Genomic DNA, 21,322 nt, shown 5'->3' with positions numbered 1-21,322 from the left:
GATGCTGGAGAAGGTTTCACTTGAGGAAGATACCCTGTTCTTGGCCTGCACCCGGCCAGCGATGATCGCCGGGGTGACGATGGAGGCCATGGGCGTCAACATTATACTGACGACGATCCTCTACATAATTGCCGGCTCGATTGCCTATGGGCTTGCCGGTGTGGTCTTTCATTTCATTTTTCGCTCGCTCGTCAAGCATGACCACAACATGTTCCGTATTCTGCTGGCCTGGATCGAAACGCGTGGCCGTTCGCGCAACGGCGCCTATTGGAGCGGTGCTTCGCTGACGCCGCTGAGGCTAGTGCGACACTATGACGAAAGGGACCTTGGTCATGCCTAATGTGTCCCGTATCAAATTCCGTGAACTCGAGCCGGAAACGTTTATCCCCTATGTCCGCCACGTGGACGAGACCGTGATCGCACTCGATTCCAGGGCATTGCTAGCGGTGATCGCTTTAGACGGCGTATCGTTCGAGACAATCGATGCTATCGATCTGAACAGCCTGCAGCGCGATCTCAACACGCTCTACCGCAACATCGCGGACGAGCGTCTGGCAATCTGGACCCACCTCATCCGCCGGCGCGACAACACCTATCCCGACGGCGAGTTCACCAACTCCTTCTCGGCAACGTTGAATGGCAAGTATCGGGCGCGGATGGTGAGCGAAGACCTGTTTCGCAACGATATCTATCTCACCCTGCTCTGGCGTCCGGGACGCGATCCGGCCGAACGGCTCGCAAATCTGCTGTCACGGCTTCGCAAGGCCCAACGAACCGCAGTCGAGCTCGATGAGGACAGCCTGAAGCATCTGCGGGACAAGGTAACCGATGTCACTGCAGGACTGCGACGCTTCACGCCGCGCGTGCTGTCGCTCTACGATCAGAACGGCATCCTGTTTTCCGAACCGAGCGAGGTGCTGCATCAGTTGATCGGCGGCCGCCGAGAACCCATACCATTGACGGAAGGCAGGATCTCCTCGGCGATCTATTCCGATCGTGTAATCTTCGGGCGCGAGACAGTCGAGATCCGCGATGAAGGGACAAGCCGTTATGCAGGCATGTTCGGTTTCAAGGAATATCCGGCGAGAACCCGCGGCGGTATGCTGGACGGCATTCTGACGGCACCTTTCGAACTGATCCTCACTCAGTCCTTCGCGTTCAGGTCTAAAACCGATGCCCGCACCATCATGGGGCGCAAGCAGAACCAAATGGTGAGTGCAGTCGACAAGGCGGCCTCCCAGATTGAGGAGCTTGATGCGGCAATGGACGAGCTCGAATCGAACCGTTTCGTGCTCGGCGAGCACCATCTGACCCTCGGGGTCTTCGCTTCATCTGTCAAAGATCTTGCTGACAATCTCGCCAAGGCGCGCTCGCATCTGACCAATGGCGGCGCTGTCGTGGCGCGCGAGGATCTAGGGCTCGAGGCTGCATGGTGGGCACAATTGCCTGGTAATTTTCGGTATCGGGCCCGTTCCGGTGCAATCACCTCGCGGAATTTTGCAGCGCTTTCTCCGTTTCATTCCTATCCTATGGGTAGGAAAGACGGCAACGAATGGGGACCAGCCGTCGCCATGCTGAAGACGGCGTCGGGCTCGCCGTTCTATTTCAATTTCCACTATGGCGATCTCGGCAACACGTTCGTCTGCGGTCCGTCGGGTGCTGGTAAGACCGTACTTCTCAATTTCATGCTGTCGCAGCTCGAAAAGCATGACCCGCACATGGTCTTCTTCGACAAGGATCGTGGCGCCGACCTCTTCGTCCGGGCTGCCGGCGGCACCTATTTGCCGCTGAAGAATGGGCTGCCGACCGGATGTGCACCGCTGAAGGCCTTAGAGCTGACACCGGCGAACAAGATATTCCTGGCACGATTTATCGCCAAGCTAGCCGGTGCGACCGTGCGTGATTTTTCGGTCAGCGATGTTAGCGATATCGCGCTGGCAATCGATGGTCTTGCCGACCTGCCGAAAAATCAACGCACGATCGGCGCTTTGCGCACCTTTCTCAACAATACCGATCCGGAAGGGATCGCCGCGCGCCTGCGTCGGTGGGAAAGAGGCGGCCCGCTTGGTTGGGTCTTCGACAACGAGGTCGATGAGATCGGTATCGGCGCCAGATTTCTCGGCTACGACATGACCGATTTTCTCGACAACGAGGAGATCCGTAATCCCTTGATGGCTTATCTTTTCTATCGTGTCGAACAGTTGATCGATGGCCGACGGATCATCATCGTTATCGACGAGTTCTGGAAGGCATTGCAGGACGAGAGCTTTCTTGATCTTGCCCAGAATAAGCTCAAGACCATTCGCAAGCAGAACGGCTTGATGCTCTTTGCCACGCAAAGCCCGCGAGACGCCATCAACTCACCGATCGCGCATACAATCATCGAGCAGTGCGCAACACAGGTTTTCCTGCCGAATTCCCGCGGTGATCGAGATGACTATATCGGTGGCTTCAAGCTCACCAAACGCGAATTCGAGCTGGTTGCCCGCGAACTCTCCGCCGAAAGCCGGCGCTTTATCGTTAAACAGGGTCACAACAGCGTTGTCGTCGAGCTCAATCTCAATGGCTTCGGCGATGAGCTCGCAATCCTCTCCGGGCGAACGGCAAACGTGGAACTCGCCGAGGCAATCCGGGCGGAGCTTGGCGATGACCGGGACGAATGGCTGCGGATATTCCAACAGACAAGGAGTGCAAGCTGATGGCGCAGAGCAGAATGATTCCCATGACGGCGATAGTACTGTTCCTTTCTTTCCACGCCGCCGACGCGCAGGGTATCCCGGTGATCGACCAGACAGCGATTGCCAAGCAGATCGAAAGCATTACCCAATTGAAATCGCAGCTCGATGCGCTGAACCAGCAACTCCAGCAGGCTCAGCAGCTCTACGGTTCGCTAAATAAGCTAACCAATATGGCCGACGTCGCCAGCCTGTTGAACGATCCGGCGATCCGCAAGGCATTGCCAGGGGACTTTTCCGCGGTCGAGAGCCTGCTCAAGGGCTCAGGTTCAGGCACGCTCGGCGATGCCGCCTCAAAGTTCTTGACCGATAATTCGACCTACAAAACGAGCGCCAATGACTTTTATGCTCAGGAACTGTCGCGTCTTCAGAACAAGAATGCAGGGCAGATGAGCCTTGGCCAGCAAATCTACGATGCCGCGACCAAGCGGATCGAGGGGATTGATCAATTACGCCAGCAAATCTCTTCGGCGAGCGACGCCAAGGACATCGCCGATCTGCAGGCGCGGCTGCAGGCCGAAACGGCCTTTCTCCAGACCGACATGCTCAGGATGCAGGGGTTGCAGATGGTGCAGCAGGCCGAGGTTCAGGTCGATGAACAGCGCAGGGCCGAGGATTGGCGCAAGCGCATGGATATCATGGGAGCAGCCCTTCGATGAAGTTTCTTGTTCTCTTCACACTCGGTATCTCTTTGTTCGGCTGCTCGGAGCAGCCCGAGCGTACCTATTCGGTCGACGAGCTGATGGCCAACCGGACGCTGCTGTCGGATCTCATCGCCAAAGCACTCGGAGGCTGAGGCATGTATCAGATCTTCGCTTTCGTCGATGCGCAATTCAAGGCGCCGCTGGAGAATTTCATATCGTCAGGTACGTCGAATATCGCCAGCTGGGTCACCGGGCCATTGACGGCGGCATTGACACTTTATGTCATCCTCTATGGCTTCCTGATCCTGCGTGGATCAGTCCACGAACCGATCATGGATTTCGCCTTTCGGGCAATGAAGCTTGCCATCATCCTGATGCTGGTCACGAATGCTCGCGAGTACCAGACTTATATCGGCAGTATCTTCTTCGACACATTGCCCAAGGAGATCTCACAGGCGTTGAACTCCGGTACGATACCAAGTGCCTCGACCTTCGACAGCCTGCTGGATAAAGGCCAGAAATGCGCGAAAGAGATCTGGTCGCGCGCCTCATGGGGTGTCGATATCGTTACCGGTCTCGGCGGCATGCTGGTCATCCTAGCAAGCTTCGTGGTTGCCGCGATCGGTTATATCGTTTCGCTCTATGCCCGCCTGGCGCTGGCGATCGTGCTCGCTATCGGCCCGATTTTCGTAGCGCTTGCCATGTTCCGCTCGACACGCCGCTTCACCGAAGCCTGGATCGGGCAACTCGCCAACTTCGTGATCCTGCAGGTACTGGTTGTGGCGGTTGGCTCTCTACTTATTACCTGTATCGATTCCACCTTCACAGTGATCGAGAGCTACAGCGACGTACTGATGCGACCCGTTGCGCTAGGTGCCATTTGCCTTGCCTCCCTCTACGTCTTTTACCAGCTTCCGGGCATCGCTTCGGCACTTGCCGCGGGCGGAGCGTCGCTCACCTACGGCTATGGCGCAGCACGCGACGCGCATGAAGGCACGCTTGCCCGAGGTGCTACCTACATGGCGCGAGCGACTGGTCGGGGAGCACGTGCCATTGGCCGCAGCTTTCGTTCCGAAAGAATCGGCTGAGGTAGAACTTCAAGCAAACAACAAGATGGCTGGTTCACGATGATCCGAATATTCGTGCTTTTGTGTATGGCATCGACACTCGGCGGCTGCGCGTCCCATTCCTATCCTCTACCCAAATGCGATGGCTATTCGCGCCGGCCGCTCAATCGCGCCATGTGGCAATGGAACGGCGATAGTCGGTCCACGACACAGCGTCCTCCCTCTTCACCGGCCCGGTTCAGTGGCAAGCCGCCTGCCTACGCTGAGGAAAAGCCGGATATCGTTCCCGCCGCCTTCGCGCATTTTGATGCCGGCGATTCCTATCGCACATGCGGAGGGCGGCGGTGATGGTGACGACGGACGGTCTCAAGGATTATTTCGATAAGGCCCGGCGCTTCGATCAGGACCGCATGATCCAGATGGAACGTTCGGCTCGGATTGCCTGGTTTGTGGCCACGGGGGCCGGCATTCTTGCGGCCATTTCGACTGTCGCCATCGCAGGCTTGACACCGCTAAAGACGGTCGAGCCTTTTGTCGTGAGGGTCGACAATTCCACCGGTATTGTCGATGTCGTTTCGGCACTCACGTCGGCGGCTGGCACCTACGACGAAGCGGTGACCAAATATTTCGCTGCCCGTTATGTTCGTGCGCGCGAGGGTTATGTCTGGAGCGAGGCGGAGGAGAATTTTCGCACGGTTTCGCTGCTCTCAACGGCGCCGGAACAGACCCGCTTTGCCGCTATTTATCGCGGTGGCAATCCGGATTCCCCGCAAAATGTTTACGGTCGCAGCGCCACATCGCGGATCAACATTGTCTCCATCTCGCTGATCAACGCCAATGTCCTCTCTGTTCGCTATATGCGTACCATCGCCCGCGGTGACGAGACCCATACGACCCATTGGGTGGCAACGCTTACCTTCTCCTATGTGAATGCTCCAATGTCCTCGACCGATCGACTGATAAATCCGCTCGGCTTCGCCGTCAGCGACTACCGATCCGATCCGGAGGCTATCAATTGAAACATCTGAAGCATCATTGCTTGATTGCACTGCTCCTGATTGCGAGCTGGCCATCGGCAGCCCTCGCACTGGAAACGCCGCGCGGCGCATCCCAGGACAGTCGCGTTCGCTTCGTCGACTATCAGCCTTACAATATCACCAGGATCGTGGGCTCGCTGCGTTCCTCCGTCCAGGTGGAGTTTGCCGCTGACGAGGAAGTGGCCCATGTAGCGCTTGGTAACACGGTCGCCTGGGAAGTGGCGCCAGCCGGCAATATTCTCTTCCTTAAGGCGCGAGAGAACCAGCCGGTCACGAACATCTCCGTGGTCACGACACGTCGTGATGGTTCGACGCGCAGTTACCAGATGGAGTTGACGGTCCGTGACGGTCCGGTTGCCGCTGGCCAGGATACTTACTTCTATGTCAAATATCGCTATCCGGCCGATGATGCCGAACGGCGTCGTCAGGAGGCGCTCGCGCGAACCCAGGCAGCACAAGCTGGACGAGCTGACACGGTGCTGGCTTTGCATGAGCAATATGGGCCTCGCAACTGGCACTATTCGGCACAGGGATCAGGAGCCTTGGAACCGACCGCCGTTTATGACAACGGCAAGATCACGACCATCGCCTTCACTGGCAATGAGGAAATACCGGCAATCTATATGGAAAACTCCGACGGCACCGAGAACCTGGTGCCTAAGTCGGTTGTCGGTGATCTCGTGCTCGTTCATGCGATCAGTCGCAAATTCATTCTGCGGCGGGGAGGAGACGTTCTGTGCATCTTCAACGAAGCCTACGATCCGACGGGCATTAATCCCAACACCAGTACAACATCGCCTTCGGTGGAGCGTGTCGTGAAAGCGCAGACGGCTGGTGCCGCAACAGGAGGAGCCCATGGCGGATGAGGCGGAAGACCGGATCCCAGGGGAGCGCGCCGAGACGGATGTCGGCCCGCGGACTGAAGCCAGTCCATTCCTGAAGCGCAGTGCGGTGGTTCTTGCGATGGTCGCTTTTGTTGGGTTTTCGCTGTGGTCGATGCGTGACCGGCAAAAGACGGAGACGACAAAGCCCGACCATGTCGTTATTCGCCAGACGGCTGACTTCGAGCCGGCGAAGGAAGAGGTAAAGCCGGCTGCACCGCTTCCCGAGGTGCTGCTACCGACGCCTGCGCCAAAGCAGCAGGTCACACCCGCTGAGGACACTTTGTTGGACTCCGCCCGCCGTGCGCCGGTGATGGCCTTTAATCAACAGCGGTCCTCATCGCAACGCCGCGACACGGCAGCCGCCATGTCGCAAGACCCTGGCTCCAATTATCTCCCTGTTCCGGGCAGCCTTGGGGGCGCCCAACCTGAAACCGAGGATCAGCGTTTCAACAGAATGTTGACGCCGACCCATCTGGAAGGATCACGCGCCGGCACGCTCGGCAATCGCGACTTCATTGTGGCGATGGGAGCTTCCATTCCCTGCGTGCTTGAGACGGCGCTCGCCTCCGACCAGCCGGGCTTCGCCAGCTGTGTCATCAACCGCGATGTGCTCTCCGATAACGGCCGCGTGGTTCTGATGGAGAAAGGAACCCAGATCGTCGGAGAATATCGAGGCGGCTTGAACCGCGGTCAGAAGCGTCTGTTCGTGCTTTGGAACCGGGCAAAGACGCCAAAAGGTGTGATTATTACACTCGCTTCGCCCGCAACCGACGCACTCGGGCGGGCTGGTATGGACGGCTATGTCGACACGCATTGGTGGGAGCGCTTCGGCAGCGCCATCCTGCTCTCCATCATTAGCGACGCGACGACCTACGCCGGCAGCCGACTACAGGATAGTGACGTTCAAGCACAGAATACGACGACCGCTGGCCAGCAGGCAGCCGCGATCGCCGTCGAGCAATCCATAAATATTATGCCGACATTGACAAAGCATCAGGGCGAACTCGTCTCGATCTTTGTCGCCCGCGATCTCGATTTTTCCGACGTCTATAGCCTGCGTGTCACCGAACCTCGCAACAGGATCCTCGATCGCGCGGCATTGGGGGATTTCAGGCCTCGATCGCCGCTCGTGACGAAGTAGGGTGGAAGATGGCGGAAGCTTCAGATGCTGGTGTCGTGCGTGAATTGCTTTTGCCACTGTCTCGCTTCCTGAAGGATACGTCGCTCTATGAAATCGTCGTCAACCGTCCGGGTGAAGTCCTGACCGAGGGAACGGAGGGATGGCGGCACCACGCACTGCCGGATCTTAGCTTCGAGAAGCTGATGCGTCTGGCCCGAGCTATTGCAAGCTATTCGAACCAGGCAATCGACGAGGCCCGGCCGGTCTTGTCGGCCTCCTTGCCAGATGAAGAGCGGATTCAGATCGTTGTTCCGCCGGCAACGATCAAGGGCACGGTCAGCATCACGATCAGAAAGCCGTCGTCAGTGACGCTGACGTTGGATGATCTCGAAGAGGGTGGATTATTTTCCAATGTCTGCTCGCCGAACCGACATATCGAATCCTCCAATACGAAGTTGGACAAGATGCTTAAGGCAGGCAGTTACGCGACGTTTCTGCGTTCGGCAGTTCTTGCGCGCAAGAACATCATCATCTCGGGCGCGACCGGATCGGGCAAGACCACCCTGTCGAAGGCAATGATCCGGCATATCCCGGAGCACGAGCGGATAATCTCGATCGAGGATACGCCGGAGCTGGTCATCTCGCAGCCCAATCACGTCAGACTTTTCTATTCGAAAGGAGGCCAGGGGCTGGCGAAAATCAGCGTGAAGGATTTGCTCGAATCGTGCCTCAGGATGCGACCCGATCGCATTCTTTTACAGGAGCTGCGCGACGGCTCGGCCTTCTACTACATCCGCAATGTCAATTCAGGACACCCTGGATCGATCACAACGGTGCATGCTGATTCTGCGGCGCTGGCATTTGAGCAATTGACGTTGCTCGTGAAAGAGTCGGACGGAGGTCGTGACCTTGAGCGCAGCGATGTTCGTAGTTTGCTCGACGTCGCGATCGATATCATTGTCCAGTGCAAGCGGATCGACGGGCGGTTTCGGGTGAGCGAGATTTATTTTAAGCCGTGATCGAGCGGAGAAATGATTAGTTCCTCGACTTTCGATGCGAAACCTGCGGTTTCGACGAGGCCGATGACCGTTGTTAATCAATTTTCGATATTGGAGACTAAATATAGGCATTTTTCGATAGACATAATTGATTTCCGATGTAAGCAATTTTCGATATTGTGAGCCGAAAATAATCATCCTTCGATGAAGTAACCTGGTTCTCGATGAGGAAGGAAGTCGGCATGACAGCCAATCCCGCAAATCCGACGGTCTTCCAGGAGCGTATTGTGCCAACGGATACGGTTCCCGTTGGATTTGCCGCACTCGTCCAGAAATACGGGATCGCGGCCCCTGTTCGTCTTCCCTCGTGTGTCGCAAAGGGCTTCATCTATGGTTCCAGGAGAGTACATGAGGATTGGACGATCTTCGACAAGCGCTTTGCCCCAGAAGACAGCTTGCTTGGACATCTGACTTTCGCACTGCGGCACGAGACAATCGACCTATTGGTTCTGAAAAGGCTATTTCAAATCGTTCCAGCAAGTGAGATTGCGGTGCTAATCGAAGCCGAGCCGACGAGCAGCACGACGCGCCGGATCTGGTTCTTCTATGAATGGCTGACAGGTACACGCCTTGACATTCCAGACGCGGAACGGGGGAACTATGTTGAAGCGCTTGACACTGCTAGCTATTTTACATCGACCCCTGTGAATTCACCCCGTCACCGCGTGCGAGACAATCTTCTCGGCACACCCACATTCTGCCCAGTTTTAAGGCGTACCGAATACCTTGTCGAAACGGTCACCCGCCGCTGGGACGCCGAAGCCAAAGAGCTCATCGGAAAGATCGGAAAAGGGATCGTCGCCCGTGCGGCAAGCTTCCTCCTTCTGTCGGATAGCCAGGCATCCTATCAGATCGAAGGCGAGCGCCCGCCGCGAAGCCGCCTCGAGCGGTGGATGCGGGCCGTCGCCCAATCTGGAAAGCGGCCAATCACAGTGGACGAACTCGTGCGCCTCCAGCACATTGTCATCGAGGAGAACCGGTTCATCATGCGCGGCCTGCGAGACGCCGGCGGCTTTATTGGCGATCGCGACTGGAACGACGATCCTCTCCCAGAATTCGTTTCAGCCCGGCATGAAGACATTAACGATCTTCTCGGAGGGATCATAGCCGCAGGAAGCAGGATGGCGGAGAGTGGGGTCGATGCCGTACTTCAAGCCTCGGTCATGGCCTTTGCCTTCGTGTTCGTCCATCCCTTTGAAGACGGAAACGGTCGCCTGCATCGGTACCTCATGCACCATGTTCTGTCCGAGCGCGGATATACGCCCGCCGGCATGATCTTTCCCATTTCTTCCGTACTTCTTGAACGCCAGGAGGAGTACGGCGCGCGCCTGCGCGGTTACACCGGACCGCTGTTGCCCTTTATCGAATGGGTGCCGACACCGGAGAAAAACGTGCGTGTCGTCAACGACACCACCGATCTCTACAGGTTCGGAGATTACACGGAGTTGACGGAATTTCTCTATGCTTGCGTCGTTCAGACGATCAGGCACGACCTGCCAAACGAGATCGATCACCTCTCGCGTTTCGACGAGGCGAAGCGACGCATTCAGGATTTCCTTGAGATGCCGGACGCGATGATCTCCAGCCTCGTTAATTTCATCCGTCAGAACGATGGTGCGCTTTCCAAGAAACGGCGCAGCCGTGAGTTCGAAAAGATGACCGACGAGGAGGTAAAGTCAGTGGAGGCGGTGGTTCGCGACGCCTTCGACATCGGCCTATCGAATGAGGGTGGCAATCGGTCCGAAGAAAATAGGCTCGACAGTCCCCGATGGCGGCAATAGGTCCTTTCTGTAGGCACTGGCATACGCCTTGCCCCCGCCAGCTGTGCAAGGAGGGGGCGGACCAAACCCTCGTCGGGTTCGGTGCTACCGCTGGCTTGTCGCTCGCACGTTTGTTCGTTTAACGAAGAATGACGGTTTTGATTTTGATGGCAAATATCACCGAGCATTTGCGCGAATCTAATATAACTATAGATCAACACGTTTGTAGCCAAAAAATAGCGCTTGGTCAGGCATGAGCGAGCGTCGTGCGGTCTACTTGGATACAACGGTCGCACTCACCCTTCGAAACGACGAACATTACAATCAATGCTTCGGGATGGACAAACCATCATAGATTCGATTGTGGAGTTCTCTGTTTTGCTATCGAGGCGGTCGTGCAGCGATCATCATCAGGCTTTCACGGCCACTTCTTTCCTTTCCACCTTCGCAATCGTCAAATACTCCCCCTTCAGCCGCATATGGCACCAGCAGGCGAAGGCGGAGCTTGCGAACGCCAGGCTTTCGCCGATCGCCAGGCGGTTGTTGGAGTTGCTGAGGAGCGTCAATGAGAAGAAGAAAAGGCAGGCGATGTAGGCGTGCCATGCCGCGCGTGGAATAATGCCTGCCTTGCGGGCGCGCCAGACCGCGCGGATGAAGGTGGCGAGCATGAAGCCCATGATTGCCGCACCGAACAGGCCGTAGCGCACTAGGATTTCCAGGTATCCGTTGTGCAGCAGCGTGTACTGGATATGGGAATAGCGGGTTTCGGCCCAGCGCTCGAGCCATCTGTTGCCCCAGCCGAAAATCGGCGCGGAGGAAAAGACCTCCCAGCTGTTCGACCAGAGCTGCAGGCGCTCGTCCATTGATACAGGGGTGTTGGTCGAGCTGATGGTATTGGAGACCACTCCGCCCATCTCATGGCCGTTGGTCACATTCTCCACCATAGAAATGGCCGCCGACACGGTCGGTCCTGCCGTCTTGTCGAGATTGTGCCTGACGCTATAGATACCGGCGATCAAAAGGGCTGCAACGGCAATGATGGCGATGACGCCGCTCTTCAGGCGCAGGTAGGTCAGCGTGATCAGCCCCAGCAGCGGCAGGGTGATGCCGAGTGCCAGCCAGACGCCTTTCGATTTGGCGCCGTAGATGGCGATAAAACAGAGCGCGAAGATGAAGGGCGAAACGATATAGGCGAAGCGGGCGATCCGGCGGTCACTGGATTTGTCCGTTAAGTAGTGCAGCAGCCAGAACAGGGTGAAGATCACGATCATGCCGCAGGCAACCGCGCCGTGGATCTGGTTGTTCATGATCAGCGGCCGGATGGTTTCGCCGGCAAAGACCTCGCGCAGATGCTGGGTGGCGACCAGCATGATGAGGACCATCGCAAAATAAGCCGCGACGATCTTTTCCATCAGCTCTTCGTAGAGCAGGAAGGCGACGCCCATAATGGGGAAGAAGAACGGGAAGGCATAGAGCCAGTCGGAGGCGCCGATATCGTGTTGCGGCGTCAGCCAGAAGGTGATGAAGAAACGCGCCATGACATAGAAGGCCCAGCCCATGCAGAGCCAGCCGATCCAGTCCGTGCGCGGCCGTATGGGCGCCTTCATGTAATAATAGAGGGCGATCAGGGAGAGAAGCGCCGTCGCATAGCGATAGGCATCGCTTTCCACCACGGTCGGCGAAGCGACTAGCAGCCAGAGAATGCCGCCGATGATCGCGACCGGTTTTGTCATGCTGCCGGCAGCTTTGGTGACGCTGATCGGTTCGGCTGCGAGATCAGTATGCGGTTTGTTCATACGCGAGTCGTCCAATGTCGTCGTCCGCCTTCATTTGCAGTCGGTTTACTTCCGCCATTCCTCGCCCCTTCGACGGCCTCTATGGCCGCAAAGGGGCAGGAGTGCGGCATTTTTTCAACGCCGGCGTATCGGCTATGTCGATTTTGCCGGATGCTGGCTAATGAGCAACTCCGTCGCGCCGGACGACTTTCAGGGCCGTCAGTACGATGATCTTGATGTCGAAAAGAAAGGAGCGCCGGCGCAGGTAATCTTCGTCCAGCGCCACCTTCTCGGGTATCGGCAGTTCGTCGCGGCCGTTGACCTGCGCCCAGCCGGTTAAACCCGGCAGCAGCGCGTCAACACCGCGTTTCGTGCGTAGGGCGACGAGATCGTGCTGGTTGAACAGCGCCGGGCGCGGGCCGACGATGCTCATCTCACCCTTGAGGATGCACCAGAGCTGCGGCAGTTCGTCGAGGCTGGATTTGCGCAGGAAGGAGCCAATGGGCGTCAGATAAATCTTGGGGTCCTTCAGCAGATGCGTCGCGACCGCCGGTGTGTCGGTGCGCATGCTGCGAAATTTCGGCATGCGGAAGATCCGGTTTTTCCGGCCGACCCGATCCGACCAATAGAGGATCGGACCTGGCGAGGTCAGCCGCACTGCGAGAGCAACGATCAGGATCGGAATGAAAAAGACGATGGCCGCCGCAAAAGCGGCGAGAAAATCGAAAAGGCGCTTGGCGATCGTATAAAGCATCATCTCTTGTTGTTGCATCGTCGCCGCTTCAGGTGGCGATGAAGGTCGTCATTACCCTGTGCATCTCATATCGCGAATTTAAGCACAACCATCCACTGCAAGATTCCCCGCCCTTGTTCCGCGCCGATATCCCGTGCAAAGCATGTTTGCGGTAATGGTGGTGCGAAAAAGCAGAGGGAGCGTAGGCATGATCCTGGTGACGGGTGCGACGGGTTTTGTCGGACAGGCTCTATGCGCGGAGCTTTCCCGCCGGCGGATGGATTATCGGCCGGTCAGTCGCAACTCCCGCCCAGGCTTCGCCGCCATCGGGGCAGTTAGTGGCGATACCGATTGGACCGGAGCGCTTGCCGGCGTCGATACCGTCATGCATCTGGCAGCCCGTGTCCACGTCATGAACGAGAGTGCTGCCGATCCGCTAGCCGCGTTTCGCGCCGTCAATGTCGATGCAACGGCCAATCTGGCGCGGCAGGCAGCGGGCGCGGGCGTGAAACGCTTCATCTTCCTGAGCTCGATCAAGGTCAACGGCGAGGGAACCGTAGCAGGTAAGCCCTTTAGGGCTTCGGACGCGTCGCATCCGGAAGATGCCTATGGCCGCTCGAAGCTTGAGGCGGAGGAGGCCTTGCTTGCGATATCAGCGGAAACCGGCATGGAGGTCGTCATCATCCGGCCGCCGCTGGTCTACGGCCCAGGTGTGAAGGCGAATTTCGCTAGCCTGATGAAATGGGCGGCCCGGCCGTTTCCCTGGCCATTTGGGGCGGTTCGGAACCGCAGGTCGCTTGTCTTTGTCGGCAACCTCGTCGATTTCATGCTCCTCTGCGCCAAGCATTCGTCCGTGGGCAACCGCGTGTTCCTGGTCAGCGACGGCGAAGATCTTTCGATCGGCCTGCTGATCGCCAAACTATCTCTGGCCGCGGGGCACAAGGCCTGGATGCTGCCGGTGCCGCCGGCGCTGCTCGAGGGACTTGCCACGCTGCTGGGGCGTCGAGCCGCCGCGCAGCGGCTCTTAGGCTCGCTTCAGGTCGATATTAGCGAGACGCGGGCGGTCGCCGGTTGGTCGCCGCCTTACTCGGTTGAAGAAGGGCTGACGGCAACGGTTGCCGGTGCTGGGATGAAGGGGCGCTGAGCGGGCCTTTCAGCTTACAGGCTCCAGACCGAATGACCTTCCAATAGAGGATTGCTCCGATCGAGGGCTGCCTTCACGTCGACGACGACGCCGTTTTCGCTCAGGAGATCGAAGATCTTGGCGGCACCTTCGGCCAGATAGGATTCGTGGGGAACGGCAAGCACGAGGGCGTCGAGCTTGCCGAAATCCTGCAATTCTTTGAGCTTTATGCCATATTCTTCTTCAGCTTCCGAATGGCTCGCCATCGGGTCGTGCACCAGCGGCTCGAGGCCGAACTGATGCAGTTCGCTTATGATGTCGGGCACGCGGCTGTTGCGCAGGTCGGGCACATTTTCCTTGAAGGTCAGCCCGAATATACCGATCTGCGCGCCGTTGATCGGCTTTTTCGCCGCAACCAGCATCTTGATGAGCTTCTGGGCGATGAATGCGCCCATGCCGTCGTTAATGCGGCGGCCGGAGAGGATGACTTCTGGGTGATAGCCGAGTTCTTCAGCCTTGGCCGTCAGATAATAGGGATCGACACCGATGCAGTGGCCACCGACCAGGCCAGGAGTGAAGGGCAGGAAATTCCATTTCGTGCGCGCCGCCTTCAGCACATCGGCGGTGCGGATGTCCATTTTCTCGAAAATGATCGAAAGCTCGTTCATCAATGCAATATTGACGTCGCGCTGAGTATTTTCGATCACCTTTGCGGCCTCCGCCACCTTGATGCTGGGTGCGCGGTGGACGCCGGCCTCGACCACGGCGCCGTAGATGGCGGCGATCCTTTCTAGCGTTTGCGCATCATCGCCGGCAACGACCTTCACGATGCGCTCGAAGGTGTGTTCCTTGTCGCCGGGATTGATGCGCTCCGGCGAATAGCCGACATGGAAATCCTCGCCCTGACGCAGCCCGGAAATCTCCGCCAGCACTGGGCCGCACACTTCTTCAGTGACGCCCGGGTAGACGGTCGATTCATAGATGACGATCGAACCTTTGCGCAGAACCTTGCCAACGGTGCGCGAGGCGGAAATCATCGGGCGCAGATCCGGCTGCCGATTGCGGTCGATCGGTGTGGGAACGGCGACGATAAAGATTTCGCGGTCGCGCAGATCCTCCATGTCACTGCTGATGTGCAGCCCGCTCGACCGCAATCGTTCGGCAGAAATCTCTCGGGTATCGTCTTCGCCTGCCTTCAGCGCGGCGACACGGGAAGCCTTGATGTCGAAGCCGACTACATCATGGAATTTTTCGGCAAGCGCAATCGCGACAGGCAGGCCAACATAACCGAGACCGATGACGGCAATTTTTTCGTTCAACACAACATACCTCGAACACTCCGCCTGAATTAGCCCGAATTCGAAGCCGATGTCAGCGCCTAATATTTGCCTTCCGGATCATTTCAGCCGCAGTCGCATAAATGTGATGACCGGTCGGTCGCTTTGAAACATGTGTGAAAAGGCGGCATTGCGGCATCTCGTGACGAGAGTTTCAGGTGGGATGATGGGACCTCAATCGAAACTTTCTCGTTTCGAACCTATTTATTGGGAGTGAGACTTTTTTTCTTTGAAAGCGTGATTTGCAATGCGAAACAGCTATCTCAAACATCTCCGCACGCAGCGCGAGCAGCTTGAAGCCAAGCTTGAGCTGCACATAGCCCGCTATTGTTTTGGCGAAGGCGAGGTGAACGACGGTACCGAGGCGGAGCTCCGGCAACGCATTGCTGAACTTTCCGACGAGATTGCCGCTCTCGAGGCCAACCGCGGAGAGTAAGATTTGCACGCAGTAGGTTTCGAGCTGTCCGGATCGATTATAACGCTTACGAAATAGCAAAGCCGGTGGCAGCAATTCTTGCCGGTTTTGTCGTCGCCTAGTACGACCGCTGACAATATCCTCGGACGGATTAAGCTCGATCGTCACTTTATCGTCATGCTAGGTCCTTGCTTTGCGAATTGGTCATGCGTGCATCGGCTCGGAACGCTTCCATACCAATCTTGTGTAGCTGGCGGTATTGTGCAGTGTCTGACGGGATCCGGCTCGCCTCGATCAGGGCGCCGAGCAGGAATGCGCGATCGGCTTTTCTCAAGCCAGCCTTGATGATCAATCCGCCGAAGATCATCTTTTCGCGCGTTTCGCGCTTACGATCGTTTGTCATGTCGCGCTGCCGCCTTCGTTCGAGAAGCATAATCCGCTGATCTAGCCTCTTAAGCGGATTCGCGCGTTGTCCTTCTTTCGCCGTCGCGAAATCGCGCTGTGATCGCGGCGAGAACCTCATTGAGCTCGGCGTCGGAAATGTCCAGCTCCGCGAGACCAGCCCTCCGTGCCGCGCTGGCGAAACGTTCATTGGCCGTGGCGACCATTTTCTTGCGTCTCTCCCTGAGCAGCTCGATCTGCGTGTCGATCTCGGAAATCGTGGTTTTTGCACGCATGTCTGTCCTTTCCTTTATCAGGGTAGAGTCTGATGGTATCATTTTTACTGTATTAAATAAGGTAGTCAACTCGGCTGAAATAATATAGGAAGGTAGAATTCATCCGGAAAATTGGTCTCTTTCGAGGCCTTTCCGCAGGTATTTCGATCTCTGTGCTGCACCGATGTGCTAGAAAAGATAGAGTCAAATTTGGCTATTATGTTTTTGAGAGCGAAATTGATCAGCCGCGGAGCGGGACAGAGCGTTGTCTCCGCTGCAGCCTATCGTCATCGTACCAAGATGATGGATGAGCAGGTTGGGACTAAGTTCCGCCACTCCGCAAGGGCGGACGAACTCATCCATGAGGAACTCGCTCTGCCCGACGATACGCCGGCATGGTTGCGAACCGCAATCGACGGACGATCGGTTGCCGGCGCCTGCGAAGCACTCTGGAATGCTGTCGATTGTTACGAGAACCGGCGTGATGCACAGTTAGCCCGCGAGATCATCCTTGCGCTTCCAAACGAGCTCAGCAGCAAGGAGAATATCGCCCTCGTGCGCGCCTTCGTTCGCGAGAATTTGTTGTCGCGCGGAATGGTGGCGGATTGGGTCTATCACGACAAGAAGGGCAACCCGCACGTCCACGTTATGACCACGCTTCGTCCACTGACCGCGGAAGGATTTGGGCCGAAACACGTCGCTGTCGTCAACGACGGGGGCGAGCCGCTGCGCCTCAAAACCCCCGATAGGCCGAAAGGAGCAATTGTCTACCGACGGTGGGCAGGCAACAAAGCAACGATGGAGGAGTGGAAGCGTGCCTGGGCTCAAACGGTAACGCACCATCTGGCGCTAGCCGGTCACGATATCCGCATAGACGGGCGCTCCTATAAGGAGCAGGGGTTGGGGGGAATGGGGCAGCGCCATCTCGGTCCCATCCGCACGGCACGTCTCCGCAAAGGTGCCAATGTCTATTTCGCTCCTGCAGCATTGGCGCAGCGTCACGAGACGGCGGATCGCCTCGCTGCCGACCCCGACCTACTGCTTAGGCAACTCAGCAATGAGCGCTCGACTTTCGATGAAGCCGAGATCGCCCGCGCCTTGCACCGTCACGTTGATGATCCAGTCGTCTTTGCCAATATCCGCGCAAAACTGATGGCGTCGGATGATTTGGTAATGCTGCGGCCGCAGCAGGCGAGTGCGGAAACTGGTGGGGTCGAGCTGCCGGCAGTCTTCACTACGCGCGCGACGATCAGAACCGAATTCCACATGGCGCGGTCGGCATTCAATCTCTCGAACATCGGTGGCTTCGCGGTATCGTCATCCCAAGTTGATGCTGCGATAGATGAAGTTGAGGCAGCGTCAAACAAGGGCATTCGCCTCGACGCTGAGCAGATCGATGCGGTTCGACATATCACGGCCGATAGTGGCATTGCCGCAGTCGTCGGTATTGCGGGCGCCGGCAAATCGACATTGCTAAGTGTGGCACGTATCGCCTGGGAAGGAGAAGGCAGGCGCGTCCTCGGAGCAGCGCTCGCCGGCAAGGCGGCAGAGGCATTGAATGGTAGTTCCGGGATCCGTTCGCGTACGATAGCCTCTTGGGAGCTTGCCTGGCAAAACGGCTATGACCTGCTGCAGAAGGGCGACGTGTTGGTTCTAGACGAAGCTGGCATGGTATCGTCGGAGCAGATGGCGCGTCTTCTCAAACGCGTCGAGGATGCCGGCGCGAAGGCGGTTCTTGTCGGCGACGCGATGCAACTTCAGCCGATCCAGGCGGGGGCCTCCTTCCGTGCCATCGTCGAGCGCATCGGCTTTGCCGAATTGGTCGGCGTTCGCCGCCAGAGACACGAATGGGCGCGAGAGGCGTCTGGTCTGTTTGCCCGTGGGAATGTTGAGGAAGCCTTGAGTGCTTACAGCGCTCATGGCCATCTCTTCGAAAGCGACACGCGCAATGATGCGGTTCAACGCATCGTCTCCGACTGGGCCAGCGCTCGCCTTGATGCCATTGCTAGGGCGCAGGTCGAAGGTCGTAAGTTGCGCGGCGACGAGTTGATGGTCCTCGCCCACACCAACAGCGATGTGAGGCGCCTCAACGACGCGATCCGCGCGGTCATGTTGCAACAGGATGCACTTGGGGAGGGGCGGTCGTTTCGCACAGAGCGCGGGATACGTGAGTTCCGCGAGGGAGACCGGATTATCTTTCTGGAAAATGCGCGGTTCGTCGAACCCAAGGCCCCTCACCTAACCGTTCAGCACGTCAAGAACGGCATGTTTGGAACGGTCATATCGACATCGGGTCGAGGCGGGGAACCATTCCTTTTCGTTCGGTTGGATAGTGGCCGGGATGTCATGTTCGCCGAAGACACTTATCGCAATGTTGATCATGGCTATGCCGCAACGATTCACAAGACCCAAGGATCGACCTTCGACCGCGCTTTCGTGTTGGCAACAGGCACGATGGACCGACACCTGACATATGTTGCCATGACGCGCCATCGCGAGCGTGTCGATCTTTATGCGGCAAGAGAAGATTTTCAGCCAAGGGTGGAATGGGGCAAGACGGCACGCGTCGAATATGCCGCTGGCATCACCGGCGAGCTTGTTGAAACTGGGCTTGCGAAGTTTCGCAAGGGGGACGACGCCAGTCCTTCTCCTTATGTTGATGTCAGAGCGAACGACGGAACCACGCATCGCCTTTGGGGCGTCAGTCTGTCCAAGGCGCTTGAAGAGGCCGACGTGGGGGTCGGCGATACAGTGACCATGTGCAAGGACGGAACCGAAAAAGTTACCGTCAAAGTGCCTGTCATTGATGAGAAAACGGGCGCAAGGCACTTTGAGGATCGTGTTGTCGACCGCAATATCTGGACAGCATATTCAATTGATAAGGCCAAGGATCGGATAGAGCAGCTTGCCGCCGAACCTGATCGACCGGCGCTCTTTGCGCAACTAGTCGAACGGCTGTCGCGCGCCGGCGAAAAGACGACGACGCTCGATTTCGAGAATGAGCCGTCTTATCGATCCGCGGCTTTCGATTTCGCAAGGCGGTGCGGCATCGACACTATCGCGCAGTATGGTTACGCCGTCGAGGCAAAGGTTGAGAGTCTATCCAATTGGCTTGCCATACAACATGATCATGTAACGCAGCTCTGGCAACGGGCGAATGTGCCCGTCGGGTTCGCAATTGAAACTCTGGGGCGAAATACTGCTAATCACGCAAGACACGGCAAAGACGCGTTTCCCGCTCCGGCCGCGGATGCTTCCGATCTATTATCTGCAGTGAAATCCCCTGCCCGATCGATTGCGGAAGATGCGCGTCTCGCCCAACTCGCATCTCCTCAATGGAAGGAACAAGAAGCGCTCCTGCGTCCGCTTCTTGAGGCCACCACTGACGACCTCAACACCAAACCTGCGATGCTGCCGGCAGTCACGAAATTCAAGGCAAGCCTCGATGAGGAGGCGCGCATGCGCGTGACCGAGACTGAGGATTACAAACAGGTAAGAGCTGCACTCGGTGCGACTGGATCTGTGATCTGGCGCGACCCCGCATCCGCCGTGGCGATGATCGAAGATCTCGTGCGCAATCAAATCGATTCTGAGCGTATTGCACGTGCTGTCGTCACAGAGCCAACTGCCTATGGCCCTTTGCGCGGTAGCGGCAGAACGATGGATAGGCTGCTCGCTGGTGGCCGCGAGCGCAGGAAAGCGCTGCAAGCGGTTAACGCAGTTAGTGCTGATATTCACGCTCTTGGTCGATATTACTTGCGAGCTTTTAAGAACGAAAAATCGGCGGTCATGATCGAGCGGGAACGGATGGCAATACCTATTCCGGCGTTAACAAGAATTGCCGAGACTGAGCTGCGACACATCGCGTCCGAGACGGAGAAGAACCCGCGCGAGCTGGCAAGATTGGTCCGCTTTTTGTCGCCAGATGTCCGACACGAATTTTCTCTTGTCAGCAAGGCACTTGATGCTCGCTTCGGACCAGGTGTAATTTTGCGCAACGAGGCTGATGTTGCCAACATGGTCTCAAAGTCTCAGCAATCCGTCTTCAAAGCCATCTTTGGGCAATTGCGCACGATCCAGCGTGCCGTCGCTATAGATAGAGCAGAAGAGATTATCGCCGAGCGCCAACATCAAACGATCAACAGTGCCCGTGGTATTGATCGCTGAGAACGTCCAAAGACTTTAATGGGAAACGACAGGCTCATATCGGGGTCCATTGTAGAGGAGCCGTCGTTTGGTATTCCAACGGAAACGAAGATGCGGGTTGTTCGGCTGGTTATGAGTAATAGCGAGATGGCAACAGGCCTGAATGCGGCTTTTGGAGGAGCCTCGCGTGCCAGCGGAATAGAGGGGTGCCTTTCGCGCCGGCGTCCCAGCCATCGCCAGAAAGCGGCTGTTCATTCGGGCAGGATCGAAGCCTTGTGCCGCCAATGGCCACGGAGAGGCCGCACTTTCAGATGATTTCACTTATGCGCATTGCGGCCGCTAAATTTCGGGCCTTATGGAGCAGGTTCCACAAGATTCCCATGACGACTGATGATACCTCCTGGGGGGCCTCGGGAGGTGCGCGCATGGTGGAAATCGTAGACGAATTGAAAGCGCAGGAATCTGACCCATTTTGGTGACCATCCGGTCAGGACCGAAACAACCTCGGCCTTTTTCGGTTTCGCTCTGGGACAAGCTTCGCAGGTGGGTTGGGGACTCCGCGAAGATTGTGGATAATTTGCTGAAGGTTTTCGACGCCCACCTCGGTAAACAGTAAGCGGTTAGCCGACGGCGTCTGGTTTGAAGTTCCATGGCATGAGCAGCTCAATATCGGCGGCTGGCCAGCGATTTGCGATGCGGGTGAGCGTCTGGGATAGCCAGGCAATCGGATCGACGTTGTTCATTTTTGCCGTCTGCAGAAGTGTGGCGATCGTCGCCCATGTCTCTCCGCCGCCTGCGCTACCGGCAAAGAGACTATTCTTCCTCGTAATGG

The 21,322-nt window shown here is 57.2% G+C and carries 20 protein-coding genes; 14 read left to right on the top strand and 6 right to left on the bottom strand.

Annotation, left to right across the window (positions count from 1 at the left end; translation table 11 throughout):
* The first annotated feature begins 1 nt into the window (after position 1).
* The 11 genes from QD461_RS32735 to QD461_RS32685 all read left to right on the top strand — a co-directional run bounded on the left by QD461_RS32735 (position 2) and on the right by QD461_RS32685 (position 10,326).
* Positions 2-340 (top strand): type IV secretion system protein VirB3, encoded by a 339-nt coding sequence (locus QD461_RS32735; RefSeq protein ID WP_174176210.1) that lies wholly within the window; start codon positions 2-4, stop codon positions 338-340.
* A complete protein-coding gene (locus QD461_RS32730; protein ID WP_414091206.1) occupies positions 333-2,699 on the top strand; it encodes a VirB4 family type IV secretion/conjugal transfer ATPase in 2,367 nt (788 codons plus the stop codon). The genes QD461_RS32735 and QD461_RS32730 overlap by 8 nt, the downstream gene beginning before the upstream one ends.
* On the top strand, positions 2,699-3,394 hold the full coding sequence (virB5, locus tag QD461_RS32725) for a P-type DNA transfer protein VirB5 (protein WP_414091205.1): 696 nt from the start codon (positions 2,699-2,701) through the stop codon (positions 3,392-3,394). Before QD461_RS32730 ends, virB5 begins: the two co-directional genes overlap by 1 nt.
* Positions 3,391-3,531 (top strand): hypothetical protein, encoded by a 141-nt coding sequence (locus QD461_RS32720; RefSeq protein ID WP_414091204.1) that lies wholly within the window; start codon positions 3,391-3,393, stop codon positions 3,529-3,531. Before virB5 ends, QD461_RS32720 begins: the two co-directional genes overlap by 4 nt.
* Before the next feature lie 3 nt (positions 3,532-3,534).
* Positions 3,535-4,467: a type IV secretion system protein gene (locus tag QD461_RS32715; RefSeq protein WP_414091203.1), complete on the top strand. Its 933-nt coding sequence runs from the start codon at positions 3,535-3,537 to the stop codon at positions 4,465-4,467.
* A 39-nt stretch (positions 4,468-4,506) separates the two neighbouring features.
* Positions 4,507-4,794, top strand: a complete 288-nt coding sequence (locus QD461_RS32710; RefSeq protein ID WP_414091202.1) for a hypothetical protein — start codon at positions 4,507-4,509, stop codon at positions 4,792-4,794.
* Positions 4,794-5,465 carry a virB8 family protein gene (locus QD461_RS32705; RefSeq protein ID WP_414091220.1) on the top strand — a complete coding sequence of 224 codons (672 nt, stop codon included), beginning with the start codon at positions 4,794-4,796 and terminating at the stop codon, positions 5,463-5,465. The genes QD461_RS32710 and QD461_RS32705 overlap by 1 nt, the downstream gene beginning before the upstream one ends.
* A 5-nt stretch (positions 5,466-5,470) precedes the next feature.
* Positions 5,471-6,349: a P-type conjugative transfer protein VirB9 gene (gene virB9 / locus QD461_RS32700; protein WP_414091219.1), complete on the top strand. Its 879-nt coding sequence runs from the start codon at positions 5,471-5,473 to the stop codon at positions 6,347-6,349.
* Positions 6,339-7,508, top strand: a complete 1,170-nt coding sequence (virB10, locus tag QD461_RS32695) for a type IV secretion system protein VirB10 (RefSeq protein ID WP_414091201.1) — start codon at positions 6,339-6,341, stop codon at positions 7,506-7,508. Before virB9 ends, virB10 begins: the two co-directional genes overlap by 11 nt.
* Before the next feature lie 8 nt (positions 7,509-7,516).
* Positions 7,517-8,506, top strand: coding sequence for a P-type DNA transfer ATPase VirB11 (virB11, locus tag QD461_RS32690; RefSeq protein WP_414091200.1), 990 nt, complete (start codon positions 7,517-7,519; stop codon positions 8,504-8,506).
* A gap of 221 nt (positions 8,507-8,727) precedes the next feature.
* Entirely contained in the window at positions 8,728-10,326 is a 1,599-nt protein-coding gene (locus QD461_RS32685) for a Fic family protein (RefSeq protein WP_414091199.1), read from the top strand.
* A gap of 389 nt (positions 10,327-10,715) precedes the next feature.
* Here the strand turns inward: QD461_RS32685 and QD461_RS32680 are convergent, their stop codons facing one another.
* Together QD461_RS32680 and QD461_RS32675 are read right to left on the bottom strand one after the other, a co-directional pair.
* A complete protein-coding gene (locus QD461_RS32680) occupies positions 10,716-12,101 on the bottom strand; it encodes an O-antigen ligase family protein (RefSeq protein ID WP_414091198.1) in 1,386 nt (461 codons plus the stop codon).
* A 157-nt stretch (positions 12,102-12,258) separates the two neighbouring features.
* Positions 12,259-12,834 carry a sugar transferase gene (locus tag QD461_RS32675; RefSeq protein ID WP_414091218.1) on the bottom strand — a complete coding sequence of 192 codons (576 nt, stop codon included), beginning with the start codon at positions 12,832-12,834 and terminating at the stop codon, positions 12,259-12,261.
* A gap of 187 nt (positions 12,835-13,021) precedes the next feature.
* Between QD461_RS32675 and QD461_RS32670 the strand changes: the two genes are divergently transcribed.
* Positions 13,022-13,957 carry a UDP-glucose 4-epimerase family protein gene (locus tag QD461_RS32670; RefSeq protein WP_414091197.1) on the top strand — a complete coding sequence of 312 codons (936 nt, stop codon included), beginning with the start codon at positions 13,022-13,024 and terminating at the stop codon, positions 13,955-13,957.
* A 14-nt stretch (positions 13,958-13,971) separates the two neighbouring features.
* Here the strand turns inward: QD461_RS32670 and QD461_RS32665 are convergent, their stop codons facing one another.
* Complete coding sequence (locus tag QD461_RS32665) at positions 13,972-15,258, bottom strand: nucleotide sugar dehydrogenase (RefSeq protein ID WP_414091196.1); 1,287 nt, start codon at positions 15,256-15,258, stop codon at positions 13,972-13,974.
* 262 nt (positions 15,259-15,520) lie between these two features.
* Here QD461_RS32665 and QD461_RS32660 point away from each other — a divergent pair, with 262 nt between their 5' ends.
* Positions 15,521-15,709, top strand: a complete 189-nt coding sequence (locus tag QD461_RS32660; protein ID WP_414091195.1) for a hypothetical protein — start codon at positions 15,521-15,523, stop codon at positions 15,707-15,709.
* 154 nt (positions 15,710-15,863) lie between these two features.
* Here the strand turns inward: QD461_RS32660 and QD461_RS32655 are convergent, their stop codons facing one another.
* Both QD461_RS32655 and QD461_RS32650 read right to left on the bottom strand, forming a co-directional pair.
* Positions 15,864-16,091 carry a conjugal transfer protein TraD gene (locus QD461_RS32655; RefSeq protein ID WP_414091194.1) on the bottom strand — a complete coding sequence of 76 codons (228 nt, stop codon included), beginning with the start codon at positions 16,089-16,091 and terminating at the stop codon, positions 15,864-15,866.
* Between the two features lie 49 nt (positions 16,092-16,140).
* On the bottom strand, positions 16,141-16,365 hold the full coding sequence (locus QD461_RS32650; protein ID WP_414091193.1) for a TraC family protein: 225 nt from the start codon (positions 16,363-16,365) through the stop codon (positions 16,141-16,143).
* Positions 16,366-16,554: 189 nt separating this feature from the next.
* Here QD461_RS32650 and traA point away from each other — a divergent pair, with 189 nt between their 5' ends.
* Positions 16,555-20,511, top strand: coding sequence for a Ti-type conjugative transfer relaxase TraA (traA, locus tag QD461_RS32645; RefSeq protein WP_414091192.1), 3,957 nt, complete (start codon positions 16,555-16,557; stop codon positions 20,509-20,511).
* 599 nt (positions 20,512-21,110) lie between these two features.
* On the opposite strand, the gene QD461_RS32640 is transcribed toward traA, so the two are convergent.
* Positions 21,111-21,322: transposase domain-containing protein (locus tag QD461_RS32640; RefSeq protein WP_414091191.1), on the bottom strand; the 212-nt coding region annotated here is incomplete at its 5' end.

It is taken from the genome of Rhizobium sp. BR 314, assembly GCF_047445805.1.
GTDB lineage: Bacteria > Pseudomonadota > Alphaproteobacteria > Rhizobiales > Rhizobiaceae > Rhizobium > Rhizobium lusitanum_B.
This window is presented reverse-complemented; position numbering and strand designations above follow the sequence as displayed.

Bases quoted from the DNA above. Each gene is read 5' to 3' on its own strand.
- QD461_RS32735 (WP_174176210.1), top strand. From the start codon at position 2: ATGCTGGAGAAGGTTTCACTTGAGGAAGATACCCTGTTCTTGGCCTGC.
- QD461_RS32730 (WP_414091206.1), top strand. From the start codon at position 333: ATGCCTAATGTGTCCCGTATCAAATTCCGTGAACTCGAGCCGGAAACG.
- virB5 (WP_414091205.1), top strand. From the start codon at position 2,699: ATGGCGCAGAGCAGAATGATTCCCATGACGGCGATAGTACTGTTCCTT.
- QD461_RS32720 (WP_414091204.1), top strand. From the start codon at position 3,391: ATGAAGTTTCTTGTTCTCTTCACACTCGGTATCTCTTTGTTCGGCTGC.
- QD461_RS32715 (WP_414091203.1), top strand. From the start codon at position 3,535: ATGTATCAGATCTTCGCTTTCGTCGATGCGCAATTCAAGGCGCCGCTG.
- QD461_RS32710 (WP_414091202.1), top strand. From the start codon at position 4,507: ATGATCCGAATATTCGTGCTTTTGTGTATGGCATCGACACTCGGCGGC.
- QD461_RS32705 (WP_414091220.1), top strand. From the start codon at position 4,794: ATGGTGACGACGGACGGTCTCAAGGATTATTTCGATAAGGCCCGGCGC.
- virB10 (WP_414091201.1), top strand. From the start codon at position 6,339: ATGGCGGATGAGGCGGAAGACCGGATCCCAGGGGAGCGCGCCGAGACG.
- virB11 (WP_414091200.1), top strand. From the start codon at position 7,517: ATGGCGGAAGCTTCAGATGCTGGTGTCGTGCGTGAATTGCTTTTGCCA.
- QD461_RS32685 (WP_414091199.1), top strand. From the start codon at position 8,728: ATGACAGCCAATCCCGCAAATCCGACGGTCTTCCAGGAGCGTATTGTG.
- QD461_RS32680 (WP_414091198.1), bottom strand. From the start codon at position 12,101: ATGAACAAACCGCATACTGATCTCGCAGCCGAACCGATCAGCGTCACC.
- QD461_RS32675 (WP_414091218.1), bottom strand. From the start codon at position 12,834: ATGCTTTATACGATCGCCAAGCGCCTTTTCGATTTTCTCGCCGCTTTT.
- QD461_RS32670 (WP_414091197.1), top strand. From the start codon at position 13,022: ATGATCCTGGTGACGGGTGCGACGGGTTTTGTCGGACAGGCTCTATGC.
- QD461_RS32660 (WP_414091195.1), top strand. From the start codon at position 15,521: ATGCGAAACAGCTATCTCAAACATCTCCGCACGCAGCGCGAGCAGCTT.
- QD461_RS32655 (WP_414091194.1), bottom strand. From the start codon at position 16,091: ATGACAAACGATCGTAAGCGCGAAACGCGCGAAAAGATGATCTTCGGC.
- QD461_RS32650 (WP_414091193.1), bottom strand. From the start codon at position 16,365: ATGCGTGCAAAAACCACGATTTCCGAGATCGACACGCAGATCGAGCTG.